Source organism: Caproiciproducens sp. NJN-50 (assembly GCF_004103755.1).
In the GTDB taxonomy this organism is placed as follows: domain Bacteria; phylum Bacillota; class Clostridia; order Oscillospirales; family Acutalibacteraceae; genus Caproicibacter.
Map to the genome: position 1 here is coordinate 261,831 of NZ_CP035283.1, position 18,711 is coordinate 280,541.

General features: G+C 59.1%; 21 protein-coding genes and 1 pseudogene. 10 read left to right on the forward strand and 12 right to left on the reverse strand.

From position 1 onward, the window contains the following. Nucleotides 1–5: 5 nt before the first annotated feature. The 12 genes from EQM14_RS01240 to EQM14_RS01295 form a co-directional block, all read right to left on the reverse strand. Nucleotides 6–344, reverse strand: coding sequence for a histidine kinase (locus tag EQM14_RS01240; RefSeq protein ID WP_128741247.1), 339 nt, complete (start codon nt 342–344; stop codon nt 6–8). Beyond that, nucleotides 334–678, reverse strand: a complete 345-nt coding sequence (locus EQM14_RS01245; protein WP_128741248.1) for a hypothetical protein — start codon at nt 676–678, stop codon at nt 334–336. Before EQM14_RS01245 ends, EQM14_RS01240 begins: the two co-directional genes overlap by 11 nt. Nucleotides 679–680: 2 nt before the next feature. Then, on the reverse strand, nt 681–1,577 hold the full coding sequence (locus EQM14_RS01250; protein ID WP_128741249.1) for a hypothetical protein: 897 nt from the start codon (nt 1,575–1,577) through the stop codon (nt 681–683). Next, on the reverse strand, nt 1,574–2,101 hold the full coding sequence (locus tag EQM14_RS01255) for a LysM peptidoglycan-binding domain-containing protein (protein WP_128741250.1): 528 nt from the start codon (nt 2,099–2,101) through the stop codon (nt 1,574–1,576). Before EQM14_RS01255 ends, EQM14_RS01250 begins: the two co-directional genes overlap by 4 nt. A gap of 87 nt (nt 2,102–2,188) precedes the next feature. Then, entirely contained in the window at nt 2,189–2,851 is a 663-nt protein-coding gene (locus EQM14_RS01260; RefSeq protein ID WP_128741251.1) for a hypothetical protein, read from the reverse strand. Beyond that, on the reverse strand, nt 2,848–3,213 hold the full coding sequence (locus tag EQM14_RS01265) for a hypothetical protein (protein ID WP_128741252.1): 366 nt from the start codon (nt 3,211–3,213) through the stop codon (nt 2,848–2,850). Before EQM14_RS01265 ends, EQM14_RS01260 begins: the two co-directional genes overlap by 4 nt. Nucleotides 3,214–3,215: 2 nt before the next feature. Next, nucleotides 3,216–4,193 (reverse strand): phage major capsid protein, encoded by a 978-nt coding sequence (locus EQM14_RS01270; RefSeq protein WP_128744195.1) that lies wholly within the window; start codon nt 4,191–4,193, stop codon nt 3,216–3,218. 48 nt (nt 4,194–4,241) lie between these two features. Then, complete coding sequence (locus tag EQM14_RS01275; RefSeq protein WP_128741253.1) at nt 4,242–4,586, reverse strand: hypothetical protein; 345 nt, start codon at nt 4,584–4,586, stop codon at nt 4,242–4,244. 14 nt (nt 4,587–4,600) lie between these two features. After that, nucleotides 4,601–5,302: a hypothetical protein gene (locus EQM14_RS01280; RefSeq protein ID WP_243112578.1), complete on the reverse strand. Its 702-nt coding sequence runs from the start codon at nt 5,300–5,302 to the stop codon at nt 4,601–4,603. Between the two features lie 517 nt (nt 5,303–5,819). After that, entirely contained in the window at nt 5,820–6,959 is a 1,140-nt protein-coding gene (locus EQM14_RS01285; protein ID WP_128741255.1) for a serine/threonine protein phosphatase, read from the reverse strand. Continuing rightward, the gene (locus EQM14_RS01290) at nt 6,943–8,217 is read right to left on the reverse strand and encodes a PBSX family phage terminase large subunit (protein ID WP_128741256.1); all 1,275 of its coding nucleotides are present in this window, start codon (nt 8,215–8,217) and stop codon (nt 6,943–6,945) included. The genes EQM14_RS01285 and EQM14_RS01290 overlap by 17 nt, the downstream gene beginning before the upstream one ends. After that, entirely contained in the window at nt 8,207–8,524 is a 318-nt protein-coding gene (locus EQM14_RS01295; protein ID WP_128741257.1) for a hypothetical protein, read from the reverse strand. The genes EQM14_RS01290 and EQM14_RS01295 overlap by 11 nt, the downstream gene beginning before the upstream one ends. 150 nt (nt 8,525–8,674) lie before the next feature. On the opposite strand from EQM14_RS01295, the gene EQM14_RS01300 reads away from it, so the two are divergent. The 10 genes and pseudogenes from EQM14_RS01300 to argJ all read left to right on the forward strand — a co-directional run bounded on the left by EQM14_RS01300 (nt 8,675) and on the right by argJ (nt 18,533). Then, nucleotides 8,675–9,052, forward strand: a complete 378-nt coding sequence (locus EQM14_RS01300; protein ID WP_128741258.1) for a GntR family transcriptional regulator — start codon at nt 8,675–8,677, stop codon at nt 9,050–9,052. 13 nt (nt 9,053–9,065) lie between these two features. Next, on the forward strand, nt 9,066–9,926 hold the full coding sequence (locus tag EQM14_RS01305) for an ABC transporter ATP-binding protein (protein ID WP_128741259.1): 861 nt from the start codon (nt 9,066–9,068) through the stop codon (nt 9,924–9,926). Next, the gene (locus tag EQM14_RS01310; RefSeq protein ID WP_128741260.1) at nt 9,923–10,549 is read left to right on the forward strand and encodes an ABC-2 transporter permease; all 627 of its coding nucleotides are present in this window, start codon (nt 9,923–9,925) and stop codon (nt 10,547–10,549) included. The genes EQM14_RS01305 and EQM14_RS01310 overlap by 4 nt, the downstream gene beginning before the upstream one ends. 99 nt (nt 10,550–10,648) lie before the next feature. Next, on the forward strand, nt 10,649–11,266 hold the full coding sequence (locus EQM14_RS01315; protein ID WP_164918909.1) for an ABC-2 transporter permease: 618 nt from the start codon (nt 10,649–10,651) through the stop codon (nt 11,264–11,266). A gap of 180 nt (nt 11,267–11,446) precedes the next feature. Further along, nucleotides 11,447–12,319 (forward strand): DegV family protein, encoded by an 873-nt coding sequence (locus EQM14_RS01320; RefSeq protein ID WP_128741262.1) that lies wholly within the window; start codon nt 11,447–11,449, stop codon nt 12,317–12,319. Between the two features lie 228 nt (nt 12,320–12,547). After that, nucleotides 12,548–13,013 (forward strand): annotated as a pseudogene (tnpA, locus tag EQM14_RS01325) (IS200/IS605 family transposase). 305 nt (nt 13,014–13,318) lie between these two features. Continuing rightward, the gene (locus tag EQM14_RS01330; protein ID WP_128741263.1) at nt 13,319–14,533 is read left to right on the forward strand and encodes an argininosuccinate synthase; all 1,215 of its coding nucleotides are present in this window, start codon (nt 13,319–13,321) and stop codon (nt 14,531–14,533) included. Nucleotides 14,534–14,720: 187 nt separating this feature from the next. Further along, entirely contained in the window at nt 14,721–16,106 is a 1,386-nt protein-coding gene (gene argH, locus EQM14_RS01335) for an argininosuccinate lyase (RefSeq protein WP_128741264.1), read from the forward strand. Further along, nucleotides 16,099–17,133: an N-acetyl-gamma-glutamyl-phosphate reductase gene (gene argC, locus EQM14_RS01340; protein WP_128741265.1), complete on the forward strand. Its 1,035-nt coding sequence runs from the start codon at nt 16,099–16,101 to the stop codon at nt 17,131–17,133. Before argH ends, argC begins: the two co-directional genes overlap by 8 nt. 176 nt (nt 17,134–17,309) lie before the next feature. Next, the gene (gene argJ / locus EQM14_RS01345) at nt 17,310–18,533 is read left to right on the forward strand and encodes a bifunctional glutamate N-acetyltransferase/amino-acid acetyltransferase ArgJ (RefSeq protein ID WP_128741266.1); all 1,224 of its coding nucleotides are present in this window, start codon (nt 17,310–17,312) and stop codon (nt 18,531–18,533) included. Nucleotides 18,534–18,711 lie beyond the last annotated feature (178 nt).

An 18,711-nucleotide genomic window follows, 5' to 3' on the forward strand; every position in this document is an offset into this window, starting at 1 on the left:
GTCCGTCAGAGCTTCACCTCCACATCGCGGCTGTCGCCGCCGTAAATCAGCGTGATTTTAACCTTGGAAGGGTCGTCCTCCGGAAAGGACGCCTCCGCCACGGCGAGCTGCGGCAGCCCCCGCAGCGCTTCCTGTGCCATGGAAAGAGCTTTTTCCTCCCGCAGCGGCGTGTCGGCCGTCAGCGTATGCAGACGGCTGCCGAGCGCGGGGTTGCAGGCAAACGACCCGAGCGGCACGGACAGCCGGATCCCGGCGCGCTGGAACAGCTCCTCCGCCCCGGTGACCGTTTTGGGCCTTCCGCTTTCGTCCGCGGCGAAATCGCCGCCGGAAAGTTCAAGATCCATCTTCCGCCTCCTTCTGAAAGACCTGCCCGTTGATGACAATGTCTCCGTTGTTCTTTAAATACAACTCCGCGCCGCCGGAGGAATACAGCAGCAGTTCCCCCGGCTTTAAGTCCCGGCCGGCAGCCATCGTCCCGATGCAGGCGTCCCCCGCGCTGGTCGAGACAATCACGGCCTGAGCCGCGTTCGGCGGCTGATAGGCGATTCCCCACGGCCCGGCGAACGGCAGACCGCGGTATTCATTCACGCCCTGGGCCGCGGCGCTTCCGGTCATTTTCGCCAGTTCGGCGGAGGGCTTCGCCGACTGCGCGGCGATGATTTTCTGCGAGATCCACATGGTCATTCCCTCCTCAGGGTAATTCTGGTGTGTTCTCCCTCCGCGTCGAGCAGGTAGCGAAGGGCAGAAACGCACAGGCTTTTTTCAAAACCGGACGGGGGTTCGGTGATCCGCGCCGGAGAAAGCAGCGGCGCGGAAACGGCGCCGGGGCAGTCCAGAACGCAGGTGAACGCGCTTTGCCCCGCCTTTTTCAACACGGCGGAGACGTCCGTTCCTGCGCTCAGGAAACGTCTGCGCGCTACGCTGAGCGCCGCCGCGTCATCGCTCCTTGCGGACAGCGTATAGGTTCCGCCGTCCGGGTCCATCATATACAGCTCCGAATACAGTTCGCAGTACCGGCCTCGTGCCAGCCCGGAGCTGAACCGGATTCCGCTTTTTCCGAAAACAAATTCATACTCCGGGGCGGAGCCGGAGGCGTCGAATATTCCGTTTGCGATTCTCGGCTCCGTTTTTAAAAAGCGGGAGCAGAAAGCCGCGGCCGCGGCCCATTCGCTCATTCCTTTGGTCACGGCCAGCGTTCCCGTAAAGGACTTTTCGTCCCCCAGGAATCGGGTGAAGCCGTAGGGGCGGATATGCCGGTCAAAAACGGTCGCGAGCGACGGATTGACATAATTCTGCGGCAACGCCTCGTTATCCAGCAGCAGCGCCGCGCGGCTGCGGCCGGACAGGGAGAGAGTGCCGCCCGTCAGATCCTCTTCCTGTTCGTCGACGATCCCGTCGAAGAAGATATTCCCCGTCTCGTCGTAAACCGTCAGCCCGGTCATTTGACCGCCGCCGGCAGGCAGCGGAAAGGTCCCCTCAAAACCGTCGGCCGGCGCGTCCGCGTCCCGGTCCAGCCGGATGCGGACAGGCGAGGGGAGAGTGATTTCTCCCGCGGGTCCGGTTGCAAGATAGATCACGGCACGATCACCGCCGTTCCCTCCCCGGGAGCGTTCGGCCACTGAATGTCCGGGTTGCACGCCTGAAGGGCATCCACGCTGATTCCGAAGGAAGCCGCGATGGAGAACAGGGTGTCCCCCGCTTTGCAGAGGTAGGTCTTCGGGTCGCTGACGACCGATTCCGACTCCGGGGCCGAGCCGTCCTCCCAGAATTCAAATTCGTAGCCGATGCGGTCCGGGCGCGGGTCCCCCTTCCGCGTCAGCGAGGAGAACACCGCCGAGAACGGCGCCATGCCCGGCAGAAGAAGCTGTCCCACGCCCTCTTCGGCGAAAACGGCGGAAAGCTTCTGAAATTCCTCCGCGCACCCGGAACCGGAGAAAGCGCCGCTTCCCCTGACGGTGCGGCTTCCCATCCCCAGATCCTGCAGCACATTCCCGGCGCGGGGAATCGGATATTTGCCGATGTTTTTCGCGCGAGCCACCGTCACGGTCTCCGGGTTGCGCGGCCAGATATAGTCCTTATAGCTCATCGGTGTCAGCCGCATTTTCACCCTCCTCCAGACTCAGATTTCGCGGAAACCTCAGACAGTCGCGCTCGATGGCCCTTGAAATTTCTTCCGCCGCGTTTTCCGTCACGATACCGCCTCCTCTGTTTTTTCTGCCGCCAGAATCAGAAGAGAGCGATGCGGCGGAAGAAGCCGTCCTCCTTTTTCCGTTTCGTCCTTCACCCGGCAGCCGGAATAGGCTTCCGTGCGCGCGGTCCCCCTGATCTCCACCAGAAATTCCCCCAGGCTTGAAAAAGAAATCCCGTTCTCCGGCAAAACATCGTACAGCGTCAGTTCATAGGAGGTTTCCCCTTCTCCGATCTCCGCCGGGCTTCCCTCGCCCCAGGAGCGGATTTCACATCCGTCCCTCAGAATTTTTGATTCGTAGCCCTTCGCGTGCGCCAGCGCGGTCCCGTCCGTGGAAAGCAGGACGATCTCCGTGTCCGCCGAGACGGGCAGCTCCTTCAGTACCGCCCATTCGTACAGCGCTTCTCCTCCCAGCACCGCGGTGCCCGACCGGCGCACGCTGTACGTCAGGCCGTCGGACACCAGGGTATCCCCGCTCGAAAGCCGGCAGCCCGCCGGCCCGGTGTAACGGTAGCAGAGCCCTGAATCTCCGCCGGTCAGGCTGCTGTCGGCACCGGACTGAATCTGAAGGGGACGGATGACCGCCTTGACCTGCGTCCCGTTCAGACTTGCCGTGGAACCGTACTTTTTCAGCATGGTTTCCACAGCCGAGTGCCTGCTCACGGCCGGATCCTTCCAAACAGAAAACATCCCGTGTCCGTAAGATAAGGGGCGGCTGCGGCCGCCGCCCCTTCCCATAGTCTCCGTGCGGATTCGGTGTTCCCGGTCCCCGAGGTCACCTTGACGTCCCCCGCGGAGAAAGACTCCACCCCGGTTCCCGCGTATGCCAGAATATACCGGTAAAACGCGAGAGCCGCGGCTGCCGCGGTGAGAACGTCGCGGCTTTCCTCTCCGCAGGATGCGCGCTCGCCGGCCCTGATTTCGGAAGCGGCGTCGGAACACAGCGCCTGATACGCGCCGGTGTCCTCTCTGCCGCACAGCATGGAGAACCGGGCAAACACATCCTCAGTGCGAATTTCAATCACAGTCAGGCTCCATAGGTCAGAATGCGGACCGCGCCGTCAAACAGCCTGGCGAAACCGGCCGTCACGCTGATGGCGGTACGTTCAAGCTGACGGTCGATCAGCCGGTCGGAATCGGTTGTCACGCCGCCCGCCTGCACCATTTCGAGCGCGCAGGTTTTGTCAAGGCCAATGACTTTACCGGATTCCATCTGCGGCGCGTGCAGCAGCTTTGCCCCCAGAGGGCTGATCAGTTTGCCGGTGCCCTGGAAGTTCAGCCCCGCGACCGCGTCCTTGAATTCGGATATGGACAGCAGGTCCTTTGTCGCGGCGGTCGACACGAGCAGCGTGTTCAGAGTATAGGGGGAAAGGCTGCTCCACAGGTTCACCAAGTCCCCGTAATCCGGAGCCGCGCCAGAGGCGGCTACCGTACCGGCGGGTTCGTTTCCGTCGTCGCCGTTGAGCAAAACGCCGATCGCGTCGGAAAGCTGGCTGCGCGCGATGGCCGACCCGATCTGCCGCAGCGTCACGGTGAACAGGTCCAGACGCTGGAAGCGCAGCGCCTCGTAACTCGCCGTCAACATCCTGCCGCGCTTGTTCAGGCGCACGAGCTGGCTTTTGATTTTGATATTGGTCTGCGGCAGCTGTGCGCCTTCCGCGACGGGCTTCAGGCTTTTGTCGTCCTCGGAGGGGTCCGACTCGATCGTCCGGTAATCCATCGAGTCGATCTGCGTCGTGGCCGCGACCAGTTCGGGCAGCAGGTTTGCCTGCTCCATGCCCTGACTCACCGCGCGGGAGATATATTCGGGGAACAGCGCGGAGGAGTCACCGGTCTGAAAGAACTTTTCGATTTTATCGGAGGCGGGGCCGCCCACCCTGATATCGAAGCGCTTGAGCTGGCGCTGGTAGGCGTCCAGACCCTCCAGCGGGGTGCCCGCGTAGTCGGCGGAGGGGTCCAGACCCTCCAGAGTCTGTGTAAAGGATTTTCCCGGTACGCCGTACATGCCTTTTTCCAGACGGATGGATTCGTATTTCACTTCACATTCCTCCTTTTAAAGAATAATGCCGCAGGTTTGGGCGGCTTCGTCCACGTCGGTGACGAGCAGGTTTCTTCCGCCGGTTTCCGCTGTCTTGATTTTGCCGCCCGCCGCGGCGCACAGGTTCTGGTACCCGACCGCCGGAGCCGTCCCGTCATAGGGCAGGCAGGCGTAGCCGGCGAGCTGAACCGCCGCGAAGCCGCAGCGTTCGTTTGCCGCCACGCCGCAGAATACGTCCCCATCCGCGCACGGGCCGGCGGTTCCGTTTGCCGTCAGTTTGACCGGAACGCCGGCCGTAAGGCCGTCTTCCGCTTCAAAGGTCACCATGGATTCCCGGAATCCGTTTAAAGACACGTTCATTTTTGTATCCTCCTTTATATTTTAAAAGCCGAGTTGCCGTCTGCCGGAATCTGTCTTTCCGCCCCGGCCAGTTGGGGCGTCAGCGGCACCAGACGCTCCGCGTCCCGGCGGAATGCCGCCGCAAAGCATTTCAGGTCGTCAAGGTCCATTCCGTCCGCCGCGCGCCGGAGGGCGCCGGTCGGAATTCCGGGCTTGGACAGCGCCGCGCTGCGCACAAAATCCTTCGTCAGCTCCTCCCGGTAAACGCGCCCGCAGGCGGCTTCCCGTTCCAGAACCGCGATTTTTTCCGTCAGCGCCTCTGCTTCTTCCCGCGTCAGCGAGACGGGCCCGCCGCGGCGCAGGGCCTTAAAAAGATCCTCCGATCCGGTCCCGGCCGCGTCGGAATAACTCTTGACGACGCCCGCTTCCCGCTGGGCGGGCACGGCGACGAACGACCATTCGTAGGCGTCGGTCGGGTCGTCCAGTATCGTGCAGCAGAGGGAGCCGCCGTAAGAGCGCCCGCGCTCGTGTTCACAGGAACCGGTTTTCAGGTCGGCGCCGCAGATGCTGCATGTCGCGCTTCGGACGGCGCACCCGACGCTGACCTCCTTTTTGATGCCGCTTTCAAGCCCGGCGATCAGGTCCGCGTTTTTTTCCGTGCGGGGCAGGTAAGCGCTTGCCTTCAGGTAAGTATAGGGCTCGCCCGCCGAGGTCCTGCGCGAGGGGTCGTTCTCCACGAGGCAGTCGAAGATACGCGCCGCCTGGTCCTCTGCCTTGCCGCTGTGGTTAAAGATTCCCGTCTTGCCTACGAACAGCCGAGAGAGCTTTTCAAGCGCGGGAATGGAAAAGCGCTCGCCGTCCCGGTCGATCTCGTTGTCGCACAGAACGATTGGAAAGATGTAGAGCTCATCCGCCGAGAAATCCCGGCGTGTAAAGCGATTGACCTTTTCAAGCGCGTCCGCGTCCGGAACCGATTTGTTTCCGGGCGTTTCCGAATTTTGCGCATAAGATTTTGTCAGAATACGAATTCCTCCTTTTCATAAAATAGAGTGAGTTTTAATAACCTGTCGTTGTTGAGATTTAACCCTTCAATTATTGTTGTTTTCTTTTTCGCCCTCAAGCCTTGACGACGAGGGCTGGATGGGATTTTTGCCGCTTTTGGTCGTGCTTTTTCAAATTCCGTTAAAGAAAGGCGTTCCTGTCGGGAGTGTCCCAAGACAGTCCCGTCAAACACAGAGAAGGCTTTGCGATGTTCTAAATGACGGGCCGTTCCGGCCGGATGGTCCGCTCAAGCTGGGCGGCGCGGGCGTTCTGATAGCGCGCCGCGGCGAGCTCGGTTGTGTCCTGGAGCGTGATGTCGTCCCACTCGACGGAAAATTTCGGCGGAAACCCGTTCAGCCGCAGCCACATGCTGCAGATTCTGTAAATAACGGGATTCAGAAGCCGCCGGTACGATTCCAGCTCGCTTGTCAGGATATCCGCCTGCTGGCTGGACATCCTTTCTGTGGAAGACCACGTCAGGCCGAGCAGGAACGGCGGAATCCCGAGCTTGGCGATAATCTGCTCCAGAATCTGCCGAACCGGGACCTCGCTGTCCGGAATCTTCACATCCGAGCCGATCGCCCGGATACTCACGTCGCCGACCGCGATAAAGTCGCTCACACTGTCTCCGCGCATCGCCCGCCCCCATTCCGTGGCGATCTGCTCCGCCCGCTCCCTGGCGAACGCCTGGTCCGCCGCGTCGGAATCCGGCTTGTAGGTCACCGCGAAGCGGACTGCGCCCAGACGTTCCCAGTTCACCCCGACGGTGTGGAAAATCTGGACCAGGATCCGGCTGACGAACGGCAGCCCCCGCAGAAGAGAGACCCCCTGCGCGCTGCCCGGCGGGGGGTTCAGCGCGGAGCAGAAAACCAGTTCCGGAAATTTCACCGGCACGCCGACTCCGTTTTCCCGTCGGCGCACCTCTACGGCGAGCGGCGACGCGGCGCGTAGCTCCACGTCGTCCAGAGAAGCGTTGTACAAAGCGCGCAGTTCCCCACCCTGCACCACCATCTCCCCGACCGCGTTCCCGTAGGTCAGAAGCTGGTCGAGATAAGTGGACAGAAAGCTCGAAATCCCCTGCCGGGCCCCGCCGGCCTGCACGGATTCAAGAAACCGGTTCAGTTCGCGCTGCGCTGTGCCGTCCGGGCAGAGGACCGTAAAATTGCCGACCAGGCGGAGGATCTTTTCAATCGCCGCGTCGATGATCGGCACCGCCTCGCGCAGCGCGTCGTACAGGCGGCGCTCCCCGGCGCACAGAGGCACATAGCTGGTCAGATCCGAGAACGGAGCGTTCCGCTCCGCCGTTTGGACCGCGCGAACCGCCGCGCCGTTTTTCTTATGGGAAAACAGCATGTTTTCCCTCCTTTTCTCTCGGTGCCGCGACGGCGAAAAATCCGTTGTCCGCGCGTGGAAGAGACGTGACAAAATAGCGTATGTCGTCCATCGCGTGGTCGTTTTCCTTCACCGGCACGTCCCCGTTTTTTCTTTCATCCCAGCGGTACAGCCCGAATTCCCGCTCCGCGTCCGCGCAGCAGCGGCAAACCCTGATTTTTCCCTGCTTGAGCGCGGCGGCGGTCCTGCGGATGCCGTCCAGCACGGCGTTGTCCGCCTTCCGCGCGCGGTATTTCCCGTGCCGTCGGATGACCTCCAGAAAGCTCGCGGCGGAAGGGTCGACTACCACGCGTTCGATGGTTCGGTTTCCGCAAAGCCGTTCCAGAGCGGCGTAATGCTCTTCGTCGGTGCGCTGCTCTCCGGTTTTTCGGGAGTCGTAATAGGACTCTTCGATGCGGTACCAGACGCCGTCCCGCAGCCCCCAAAGTCCCATGGAACAGGGGTTCGAGGTTCCGTAATCGCACGAGACGGCATAGCGCGAAAAGCCGCCGTCCGGCACGCCGTAGAACATGTTTTGCGTCATAAAGGGATAGATCAGCCCCTCTGCCGCAACCCATTTTCCAAGGACAAACCGCTCGTAAAAGGTGCCGGTGTAAAGAGACCGGTACCGCGAAAGAATTTTTCGGCTGAGGGACGGGTTGTCCTCCATTGTGAAATGCAGGCGCAGCGCGTTTTTTTCTTCCGCCTTTAAAATCCATTCCCTGTAGAACCAGTGCCGGGGGCTTTCCGGGTTGCAGCTGAACCAGAATTTGGAACCATCCACCGAGCAGCGCGCCAGCGCCTGCTCCACAAATGAACGGGGCATCAGCGCGACTTCGTCGAACAGCACGCCCGCGAGCGTCACCCCCTGAATCAGCGCCGCCGAGCCCTCGTCTTTTCCGCCGAACAGGTAGAACCGGTTTCTGCTTTTCCCAAAGGAAATGTCGATTCGATTTTCTCCCGCGTGGAGGACGCAGGAGAACCCGGCTTCCGTCAGCGCCGGCAGCAGGGTCGTCACCAGGTTCCTCCGCAGCGAGCGGATGGTCTTTCCGCAGAGCGCGAACGACCGCCCGTCGAACCGGGCGGATGCCCACAGCACGAACGAAAGGCCCAGGCAAAGCGTTTTTCCGCTGCGCACCGCGCCGTCGCAGATCACCGCGTCCCGCCCGGCGTGCGGCGATCCCGGGCACCACCAGCAGAGCGCTTCCCGCTGGCGCGTGGAAAAGGAGTTAAATTCCATCCTTTTTTTCCTCCCGCGTCTCCTGCGCGCATTTCTGCAGCGCGCGGTACAGTGGGGAATCCCCCGCGCCCTTTTCGCTCAGGCTGCGCAGACAGTCCAGCGCCCGGATTCGGTCGTAAAACTTGATTTCCAGACCGCCGTCCTTCAGGCGCCGGATCTCCGCGATGTTGCTGAAATCCATGGACTCCAGCTCCTGCGGGTCCGGCTCTTCTCCAAACAGCAGACGCACCGCGTCGTTGACGCTGCCGAACGCGAGCTTTTCGTACCCGCTTTTCAGGCTCGCGTGTTTTTTCCCGTTCCGAGTCAAAGATCAGGCCTCCTTTCATTCCACCGCCGCATCTCCTCCGACTTTTCGCTGAAAAGGCCAAATCGAAAAAAATTTCTTGACTTTTTCAATTACAGATGATACTGTGTATATATGATATATACAGTTAAAATACGCGGGCGGTGATGCGCACTGGACATCGTAATCAGCAATTCCGATGCAAGGCCAATCTATGAGCAGATCACCGCGCAGGTCAAAAACCAGATTCTTTCGGGCTCGCTGCGCCCGGGGGATCCTTTGCCGTCCATGCGGCTGCTCGCGCGCCGGCTTCACGTCAGCGTCATCACAACGCGCCGGGCCTATTCCGACCTAGAGGCGGAAGGATTTGTCGAGACGGTCGCGGGAAAGGGCTGTTTCATTGCTCCGAGGGACGTCGAATCCATCCGCGCCGAACAATGCCGCCGGGTGGAAGAATTGCTTCGCCGGGCGGTGGAGCAGGCGAGGCAGAGCGGAATTTCGGCGGAAGAACTGCGCGGGATTTTGGACCGCCTGTACGGCGGAGAAGATTAAAAGGAGATTTTTTATGGAACCGTTGCTGGAACTGAAGGGCGTGTGCAAAAGCTATCCATCGTTTTCGCTTCAGAATGTCGGTTTTACCGTTCCGGAAGGCAGCATTATGGGTCTGATCGGGGAAAACGGCGCGGGCAAAACCACGACCATCCTCCTGATTTTAAACGAGATTCGGCGCGGGGGCGGAACCATCCGGATTTTCGGGAAGGATAATATCGAGGACGAAACCGCCGTCAAGGAGCAGATCGGCGTCGTGCTGGACGAAAACTGCTTTTCCGGGGAATTCCGCGCCAGGGATGTCAATCTGATTCTGAGCAGAATATTCAGAACCTGGGACCGCGATCTGTTTTACCGGTATTTATCCGACTTTTCGCTTCCGGACGACAAAAAGATCAAGGATTATTCCCGAGGAATGCGGATGAAGCTGAATATTGCGGCGGCGCTCGCGCACCGGCCCCGCCTTCTGATTCTGGACGAGGCGACCAGCGGGCTGGACCCGGTCATGCGGAGCGACATTCTCGACCTTCTGCTCGACTTCATTCAGGATGAACGCTGCGGAGTCTTGTTTTCGTCCCATATCACCTCCGATCTGGAGCGTGTGGCGGATTCCATCACCTTTCTTCATGAAGGGAAAATTGTATTCAGCCGCGCGAAGGATGAGTTGGAAGAGCATATGGGTCTCCTGAAATGCGGCGCCTCCCAGTTTGAGCGGCTGGACCCGGCCGATTTTCTGCGCGTGCGCCGGGGAGCTTTTCAATGCGAGGCGCTGGTGGCCGACCGGGCCGCCGCCGGGAAAAAATACCCGGACCTTTTGATCGAGGCCGCGCCGCTCGATGAGATTATGCTTTTATATGCGAAGGGGGAAACGGCATGACCGGACTGATTCTGAAAGACCTGCTGTACTTGAAACAAACGGCGAAAGTGCTGATTTCCCTTCTCGTCTTTTATCTGGCTCTTTTTACCGCGACCGGATCGAAGGACTCCGCGTCCGGCATTCTTTCCGGCGTGGTTATCATGCTCACCATCATCCTGTCCTCCAACGCATTTGCTTACGACGAGGCCGCCAAGTGGAGGGTTTACGAGCTCAGCCTCCCCGTCGCGAAAAGCCGCATTGTTCTGGCGCGCTATCTGATCACGCTGATTTTTTCCACGGCTCTGGCTTTGCTTTCCCTGTTTTTGGAGCTGATTGTTTTCCGCGGCGTCACCATGGAAACCGCCGCCGCGCTGTTGGCCTCGTGGAGCCTGTCCCTGCTGTTCTGCGCCATCCTGTTTCCGGCGATGTACAAGTACGGCACTCAGAAGGCGCGCCTGCTCTTAATGGCGATCGTTCTTCTGCCGGTTCTGGGCCTGATGCTGCTTTCGAAGGCGAACCTGCCCGTGCCGAGTGAATCCGTTCTGCTGCTCGGAATCCGCCTGATTCCGTTTCTGTCTGTCGCGGCGTATTTTATTTCTTACTGGATTTCCTGCCGCGTCTTCGCCCGAAAAAAGGAGGGCTAAGGCATTCCTGGCTTTCCGGCAGAACATGCCGAAAATCGCGCGGATCAAGATTTTCCCACGGCGGGATCAAGCCGCGCCGGCTGCAAAGGAGGAAACGACGTGACCGGACTCATTCTGAAAGACCTGCTGTACCTGAAACGGACCGGCAGAGTGCTGATCGCCGTGACCGCGTTCTATCTGATCGTGTTCCTGGCCACAAGTTCGGGAAATGCGGCCTCCGCCATCCTGTCCGGCTTCATCGTGATGTTGCCGGTCATCCTCTCCGTCAACGTGTTCGCCTGCGACGAGTTTGCCAGATGGCGGCGGTACGAAGGGAGCCTCCCCGTCTCCGGGAGCCGGGTCGTCCTCGCGCGCTACCTGTTTGCGCTGATCTTTTCCACCAGCCTCACGCTGCTGTCGTTTGCGCTGGAGCTGTTCGTCGGCCTCACGCAGAAAGCCGCCCTGGCTTTTCTGGTTTCGTGGGGCGCTGCTCTGCTGTTCTACGCCGTCCTGTTTCCGATCTTTTATCGGTTTGGAACGCAGAAGGCCCGGCTGGTTCTGATCGGCGTCGTTCTGCTGCCGACCTTCGGCGTCGCCCTGCTCAGGCAGATGAACCTGCCCTTGCCGGGCGGGGCCGATCCGGAGCGTTGGCTGCCCCTGCTCCCGCTGCTCGCCGCCGCCCTGTTCCTGCTCTCCTTCCGGTTTTCCTGCCGCGTCTTTGCCCGAAGGGAAGACTGAACGGAAGCATCCCGGCTGCCGCCCGATTGCTATTTTATTAGACGTCACATCGTCTTGAACATAATATTTTCTGATTTTAAAGACTATTATTTCCAACGAAATAAGACAACAATTGCATAATCCGTCAAGCGGTGATAGAATAATAAAGATATCATATTTTAGATAACAGAGGAGAAAACAATGGCGGATTATGTGATTGTTACGGACTCTTCCTGCGATTTGCCGGACAAGCTCGCCAAGGAGCTTGAAGTGGTCGTCCTGCCCCTTTCCTTTCATATGGACGGAAAGGACTACCGCAATTACCTGGATGAGCGTGAAATGCCGATTTGTGAATTTTATTCACGCATCCGCGCCGGCGGGATGTGCACCACTTCCGCCGTGAATGTCGATGCCTATAAAAGCGCGATGGAGCCCCTGCTTCAGCAGGGGAAGGACATTCTGGATATCGCGTTTTCCTCCGGCCTTTCCGCGACGTATGGGTCCGCGAAGATCGCCTGCGAGGAGCTCGCCGAAAAATATCCGGACCGAAAGGTTTTCGCCGTGGACACCCTCGCCGCTTCGCTTGGCCAAGGTCTGCTGATCTCCCTCGCCGTGGAGCAGAAGCGCGCGGGCAAAAGCGTCGGGGAACTTCGGGACTGGGTGGAGCAGAACAAGCTGCATATCTGCCACTGGTTTACCGTGGATGACCTGAATCATCTCAAACGGGGCGGGCGCATCTCCGGCGCGACGGCGCTGTTGGGAACCGTGCTGAGCATCAAGCCGGTCATGCACGTTGACGACGAGGGCCACCTGATCCCGATGGGGAAAGTCCGCGGCCGCCGCGCCTCGCTGGACGCGCTTGCCGACCACATGGAGGAAACCGCGGTCGATCCTGCCTCCCAGACGGTTTTTATCAGCCACGGCGACTGCCGCGAGGACGCGGATTACCTCGCGGGGGAAATCAAGCGGCGCATGGGAGTCAAAAATTTTGTAATAGGAAACTGCGGCCCCGTCATCGGGGCGCATTCCGGCCCCGGAACCATGGCGCTCTTTTTCTTCGGCACCAGGCGCTGACCTCTCCCCCCTCTGCGGCGGTCTTTGGCCGTGCCTTTCCAAAGCCGTTTTTTCCCCGGAAGCGCAGCGCGCGCTTCCGGGGAATTTTTGTAATACGAAAACTCCCGGCTGTGCCGGGAGTTCCCAAAAAGCTTTAGCGGTGATAATAGTAAAAAACCTCCTTTTGATATAATAAAAGCTGCGGTCTGCCAACTGCAACAAAACATATCAAAAGGAGGCACATTCGACATGAAGACGAATGACATAGATAGTTTAAACCATACGAGCTGGAATTGCAAATACCACATAGTGTTTGCACCCAAGTATCGTAGAAAAGTAGCGTACGGAAATATGCGGGCTGAGATAGGAAAAATACTGCGGGAGTTATGTAACTGGAAACAGGTGGAAATCATGGAAGCAGAGGTGTGTCCGGATCATATACACATGTTGGTAAAAATACCACCGAAGATGAGCGTTTCCGGATTCGTAGGATTTATCAAAGGAAAGAGCACTTTGCTGATATTTGAGCGGCACGCGAATTTGAAGTACAAATATGGGAACCGGACATTTTGGTGTAGAGGCTATTTTGTAGATACGGCAGGGAAAAATGACAAAGCAATAGCTGAGTACATTAAAAAATCAATTGGAAGAAGATCAGGTTGAAGACCAGATGACGCTTAAGGAGTATGCAGACCCGTTTACGGGTAGCAAGTAACAAACTTTTGCAATTGGCAGACCGTACCAGCGCCTTGAGGCGCAGCCAGTAATACAGGGCTTTGCCCGCATATGAAGAACCCCCGGCTTTGCCGGGGGGTAACTATTTGCCGTCTGAGAAGATTCCTCGGCGTAAAGCCGGAGACCGGGTGAAACTGTAAAATTCATCCCACATTTACCCTGTATTTTTATACAAATCGCAGAAGTGAATAAATATGCAAAAATCACTTGATTTCTTGTATAATCGGCGTATAATAAAACACAGGAACGAACAGACGATGACGAGAGAAAAGGTGGCTGTGCACAATGAAACATAAAATCAAAAAAGTGGTGCTCGCGTATTCTGGCGGGCTGGATACCTCGATTATTATCCCGTGGCTGAAGGAGAATTTCGACGGATGCGAAGTAATCGCCGTCGCGGCCGATGTGGGGCAGGGCGCGGAGCTTTCCGGCCTAGAGGAAAAGGCGAAAAAGACGGGAGCCTCCAAGCTGTATATCGCGGACTTAAAAAAGCAGCTGGTGGAGGATTACATCTGGCCGACGCTGAAAGCGGACGCGAAATATGAGGAAGAATATCTTCTGGGCACGTCGTTCGCCAGGCCGCTGATTGCCAAGCGCCTGGTGGAAATCGCCAAGGCCGAAGGCGCGGACGCCATCGCGCACGGCTGCACCGGCAAAGGCAACGACCAGGTCCGGTTTGAGCTTGCCATCAAGGTGTTTGCGCCGGACATGAAGATCATCGCGCCGTGGAGAATCTGGAACATCAAATCCCGCGACGAAGAGATCGACTACGCGGAAGCGCACGATATCCCGCTGAATATCACGAGAGCGACCAACTATTCCAAGGACAAAAACCTGTGGCACCTGTCCCATGAGGGCCTTGACCTGGAGGACCCGGCAAATGAGCCGCAGTACGACCGGATTCTGGAGCTCGGCGTTTCGCCGGAACAAGCTCCCGATCATCCGGCCTATGTGACGGTCACGTTTGAAAAGGGAGTTCCGGTCAAGGTGAACGGCGAAAAGCTGTGCGGCGTCGATCTGATCGCAAAGCTGAACAAGGTCGGCGGGGAAAACGGAATCGGCATCATCGACCTTCTGGAAAACCGCCTGGTCGGCATGAAGTCGCGGGGCGTGTATGAGACTCCCGGCGGCACCATCCTGTACCATGCGCACCGCAAGCTGGAGGAGCTGTGTCTCGATAAGGACACGTTCCATTTCAAGCAGATTGTCGGTCAGAAATTTTCCGAGCTGGTCTATGACGGAAAATGGTTCACCCCTCTGCGCGAGGCGCTCTCCGCCTTCGTGGATTCCACGCAGGAACAGGTGACGGGAGAAGTCAAGCTGAAGCTGTACAAGGGCAACATCATCGACGCGGGAGCAACTTCCCCGTATTCGCTGTATGACGAGGAGATCGCCACATTCAGCGAGGACCACGTCTACAATCAGGCGGACGCGGAGGGCTTCATCAATTTGTTCGGCCTGCCGATCGCGGTTCAGGCGATGAAAAAGCAGCAGCGGTGACGCTGCACCCAATGGCCCGCTGTCTGGCTCAGAAAAATAAAATTAGCTGAGTTTGGCGGTACGGGGACGCTCCCGGAGCATCGCTCCGCCGAGCGGGCATATAAAAAATTTTCCGGCGCTTCCGGGGAGGGGCTGTTCCCCCTCCGGCTGCGCCGGACATGATTCTTACACCGGGGAGGCAAATCCATTGAAGCTTTGGGCGGGCCGGTTCCACAAGGAACTCGACGGCAAGGTCAACGATTTCAACTCCTCGATTTCTTTCGACAGCCGCATGGCCGAGGAGGATATCGAGGGGAGCATCGCGCACGCGGCGATGCTCGGCGAATGCGGCGTGATTGAACGGAGCGAAGCGGAAAAAATTCAGGCGGGCCTGAAGGGAATCCTCGCCGACCTGAAAAGCGGGGCGCTTTCGGTCGATCCGGCGGCGGAGGACATCCACACGTTTGTGGAAGGGGAGCTGACCGCCCGCCTCGGCGACACGGGCAGGCGGCTGCACACCGCGCGCAGCCGGAACGACCAGGTTGCGGTGGATCTGCGGCTCCACCTGAAAAAGCAGTGCGCCGGGCTGAAAAAGCAGATTGACGGCCTTGTTGCGGTCCTCTGCAAAAAGGCGCTGGAGCACAGCGGAGACGTGATGCCCGGTTACACCCACATGCAGCGCGCGCAGCCCGTCACGTTCGGGCATCATCTGCTCGCCTACGCGGAGATGTTCCTGCGCGACGCCGGCCGCCTTCAGGACGCGGCAAAGCGCATGGACTTCTGCCCGCTCGGCTCCTGTGCGCTGGCGGGAACCACTTACCCGATCGACCGGGAGCGCACCGCCTCTCTGCTCGGCTTTTCCGGTCCGACGCAGAACAGCCTGGACGGCGTTTCCGACCGGGATTTCTGCCTGGAGCTCGCCTCCTGCATCGCGATCGCGATGGTACACCTCTCCCGCTTTTCGGAGGAGATCGTTCTCTGGTGTTCGTGGGAATTCAAATTCATCGAACTGGACGACGCGTTTTCGACGGGGTCCAGCATCATGCCGCAGAAGAAGAACCCGGATATCGCGGAGCTGGTGCGCGGCAAGAGCGGACGCGCCATCGGCGATATGACCACGCTGTTCGCCATGATGAAGGGCCTGCCGCTTGCCTACAACAAAGATTTGCAGGAAGACAAGGAAGCGATTTTCGACGCGGTCGACACGCTTCGGATGTGCCTGACGGCGTTCACTCCGATGATCGAAACCATGAAGGTCCTTCCGCAGAATATGCGCGCCGCCGCCGCGAAGGGCTTCATCAATGCGACGGACTGCGCGGATTATCTGGTCGGCAGAGGGATGCCGTTCCGCACCGCGTACAAGATCACGGGGGAGCTGGTTGCCCTGTGCATCGAAAAGGGCCTGACGCTGGAAACGCTTCCGCTGGAGGAATACCAAAAGCAAAGCGGTTTATTTGAAGATTCGATTTACGGCGCGATTTCTTTGGAGCGCTGCGTGAACGGCCGAAAGGTCCTCGGCGGTCCCGCTCCTCAGAACGTGGAAGCGCAGGCGAACCGGATTTTGAAACTGCTGGAGGCGAACGGGGATGATTAAGGCGGGAATCGTCGGTGCAACCGGCTACGCGGGCGCGGAGCTGGCGCGGCTCCTCACGCAGCACCCGCAGGCAGAGCTTGCGGCGGCAAGCTCGGTCAGCTTTACGGGGAAGTGCCTCAGTGAAATCTATCCTGCGTATACCCGGCTCTGCGACATTGTCTGCGGCAATCAGGAAGAAGTCATTGAAAAAAGTGACGTTGTTTTCGCGGCCCTGCCGCACGGGCTTTCACAGGAGCTTGCGGCGGACTGTTTTGAAAAAGAAAAGGCGTTCATCGACCTCGGCGCGGACTTCCGGTTAAAAGACGAAGAGGGTTACAAAAAGTGGTATAAAGGGACATTCACACACCCGGAGCTGCACGAACAGGCGGTTTACGGATTGCCGGAGCTGTTCCGCGAGCAGATCAAAGGGAAAAAAATCATCGCGAATCCGGGCTGCTTCACCACAGCGGTCCCGCTCGCGCTGGCTCCGGCTCTCCTGGCCGGTTTCATCGAGCCGGACGGCATCGTCGCGGACTGTAAGAGCGGCGTGACCGGCGCGGGGCGCGGCCTCACGCAGAACACACATTTCGCGGAGCTGAACGAGGGTTTTTCGGCCTACAAGGTTGCAAATCACCGGCACAATCCGGAGATGGAACAAACCCTGCGCCTGATCTCCGGCAAAGACGTGGCGATCACGTTCGTGCCTCACCTTCTTCCCGTGAACCGCGGTATCCTCGCGACGTGCTACGCGCGCATCAGACCCGGCGTGACGGCGGAACAAATCCGCGCGGCATATGAGGCGCGGTATGCGCACGAATATTTTATCCGTCTGCTGCCCGATGGAAAGGTCGCGGATATCAAAAACGTCCGGTTGTCGAACTTCTGCGATATTTCTCTCCATTTTGACCCGCACGATTCCATGCTGATCGCAATTTCGGCGATCGACAATATGGTCAAGGGCGCGGCGGGGCAAGCGGTGCAGAACATGAACCTGCTCTTCGGTTTGGATGAGACAACGGGCCTCACGGCCCTTCCCCCCGCTTTTTAGGCGGGAAGACTCCTGAACGCAGAACGTGTGTCCCGGTTATTTCGCCAGACGCCGAATTAACATACTTAATGGTAGATACAATCATAGATTTATACAGATATTAATATATTCAGTCGGTTTCTGGGACGTCGGTGAGCCTTTCCGTGCGGTCAGGGATCGTACGGGAGGCAGTAAAAATGGCAGTACAGTTTGTGGAGGGCGGCGTCGCCGCCGCGCAGGGATTTACCGCAGGCGGAGTCCACTGCGGCATCCGGAAAAACACATTGAAACCGGACCTTGCGATGATTTTTTCTTCAGTTCCGTGTTCGGCCGCGGCGGTTTACACGCAGAACCTGGTCAAGGGCGCGCCGATCCTAGTGACAAAAGAACATCTGAAAGACGGGAAAGCCCGCGCGGTGATCGTCAACAGCGGCAACGCAAACACCTGCAACGCGGACGGCGTGGAAAAGGCGGAGCGGATGTGCAGAGCGGCGGCAAAGGCACTGTCCGTAGAGGACGGCGACGTGATCGTGGCCTCCACCGGAGTCATCGGCGTGCCGCTGCCGGTTGAGCCGATTGAAAGCGCCGTGCCGGAACTGGCGGCGTCTCTGTCGAAGGACGGCTCTCTCGATGCGGCGAAGGCGATCATGACGACCGACACCGTGGTCAAAAATCTGGCGGTTTCCTGCACTCTGGGCGGCAAAACCGTGAAGATCGGCGGCATTGCGAAGGGTTCCGGCATGATCCACCCGAACATGGGCACGATGCTCTGCTTCCTCACGACCGACGCGGCGGTTTCCGCTCCCGTGCTGGATGCGGCGCTGCGCGCGGCGGTGGACAAAAGCTTCAACATGGTCAGCATCGACGGGGACACCTCGACGAACGACACCTGCGCGGTCATGGCCTCCGGTCTTGCGGGGAATCAGGAACTGACGCAGGCCACCGGAAAAGACTATGAGACTTTTGCGGATGCCCTTTTGCAGCTCTGCACCACACTCGCGCGGATGCTGGCAAAGGACGGGGAAGGCGCTTCCCGGCTGCTGGTCTGCACCGTGACCGGCGCGAAAGACGAAGAGAACGCAAAAATCGCGGCGAAGGGCGTCATCCATTCCACCCTGTTCAAGGCGGCGATGTTCGGTTCGGATGCGAACTGGGGCCGCGTACTCTGCGCGCTCGGCTACTGCGGCGCACAGACGGATATCTCGAGGGTCGGGGTTTCGTTCTCCTCGAAGGCGGGCAGCATCGCAGTCTGCAAAAACGGCGCGGGAATCGAATTCAGCGAGGAGTCTGCGAAGAAAGTTCTCTCCGAGGACGAAGTAACTATTTTGGTGGAACTGGGAGACGGAGACGCGCAAGCCACGGCGTTCGGCTGCGACCTGACTTATGACTATGTGAAGATCAACGGGGACTACCGCACCTAAGCAGGCGCGTCTCCGCTGCCAACAGCCCGCCGCCCGGCGCGGGGGAGACCGTTCGCTTTGTTTGGCGGGACGGAGGTTAGAACCCCCCGAAAGCGAAAGTCAGGAACGCCGTAGGCGTGTCCCGGCTGGATGGTCGTCATTCATCGGATAATACCCCAAGTCTTAAAACGGAGGACAA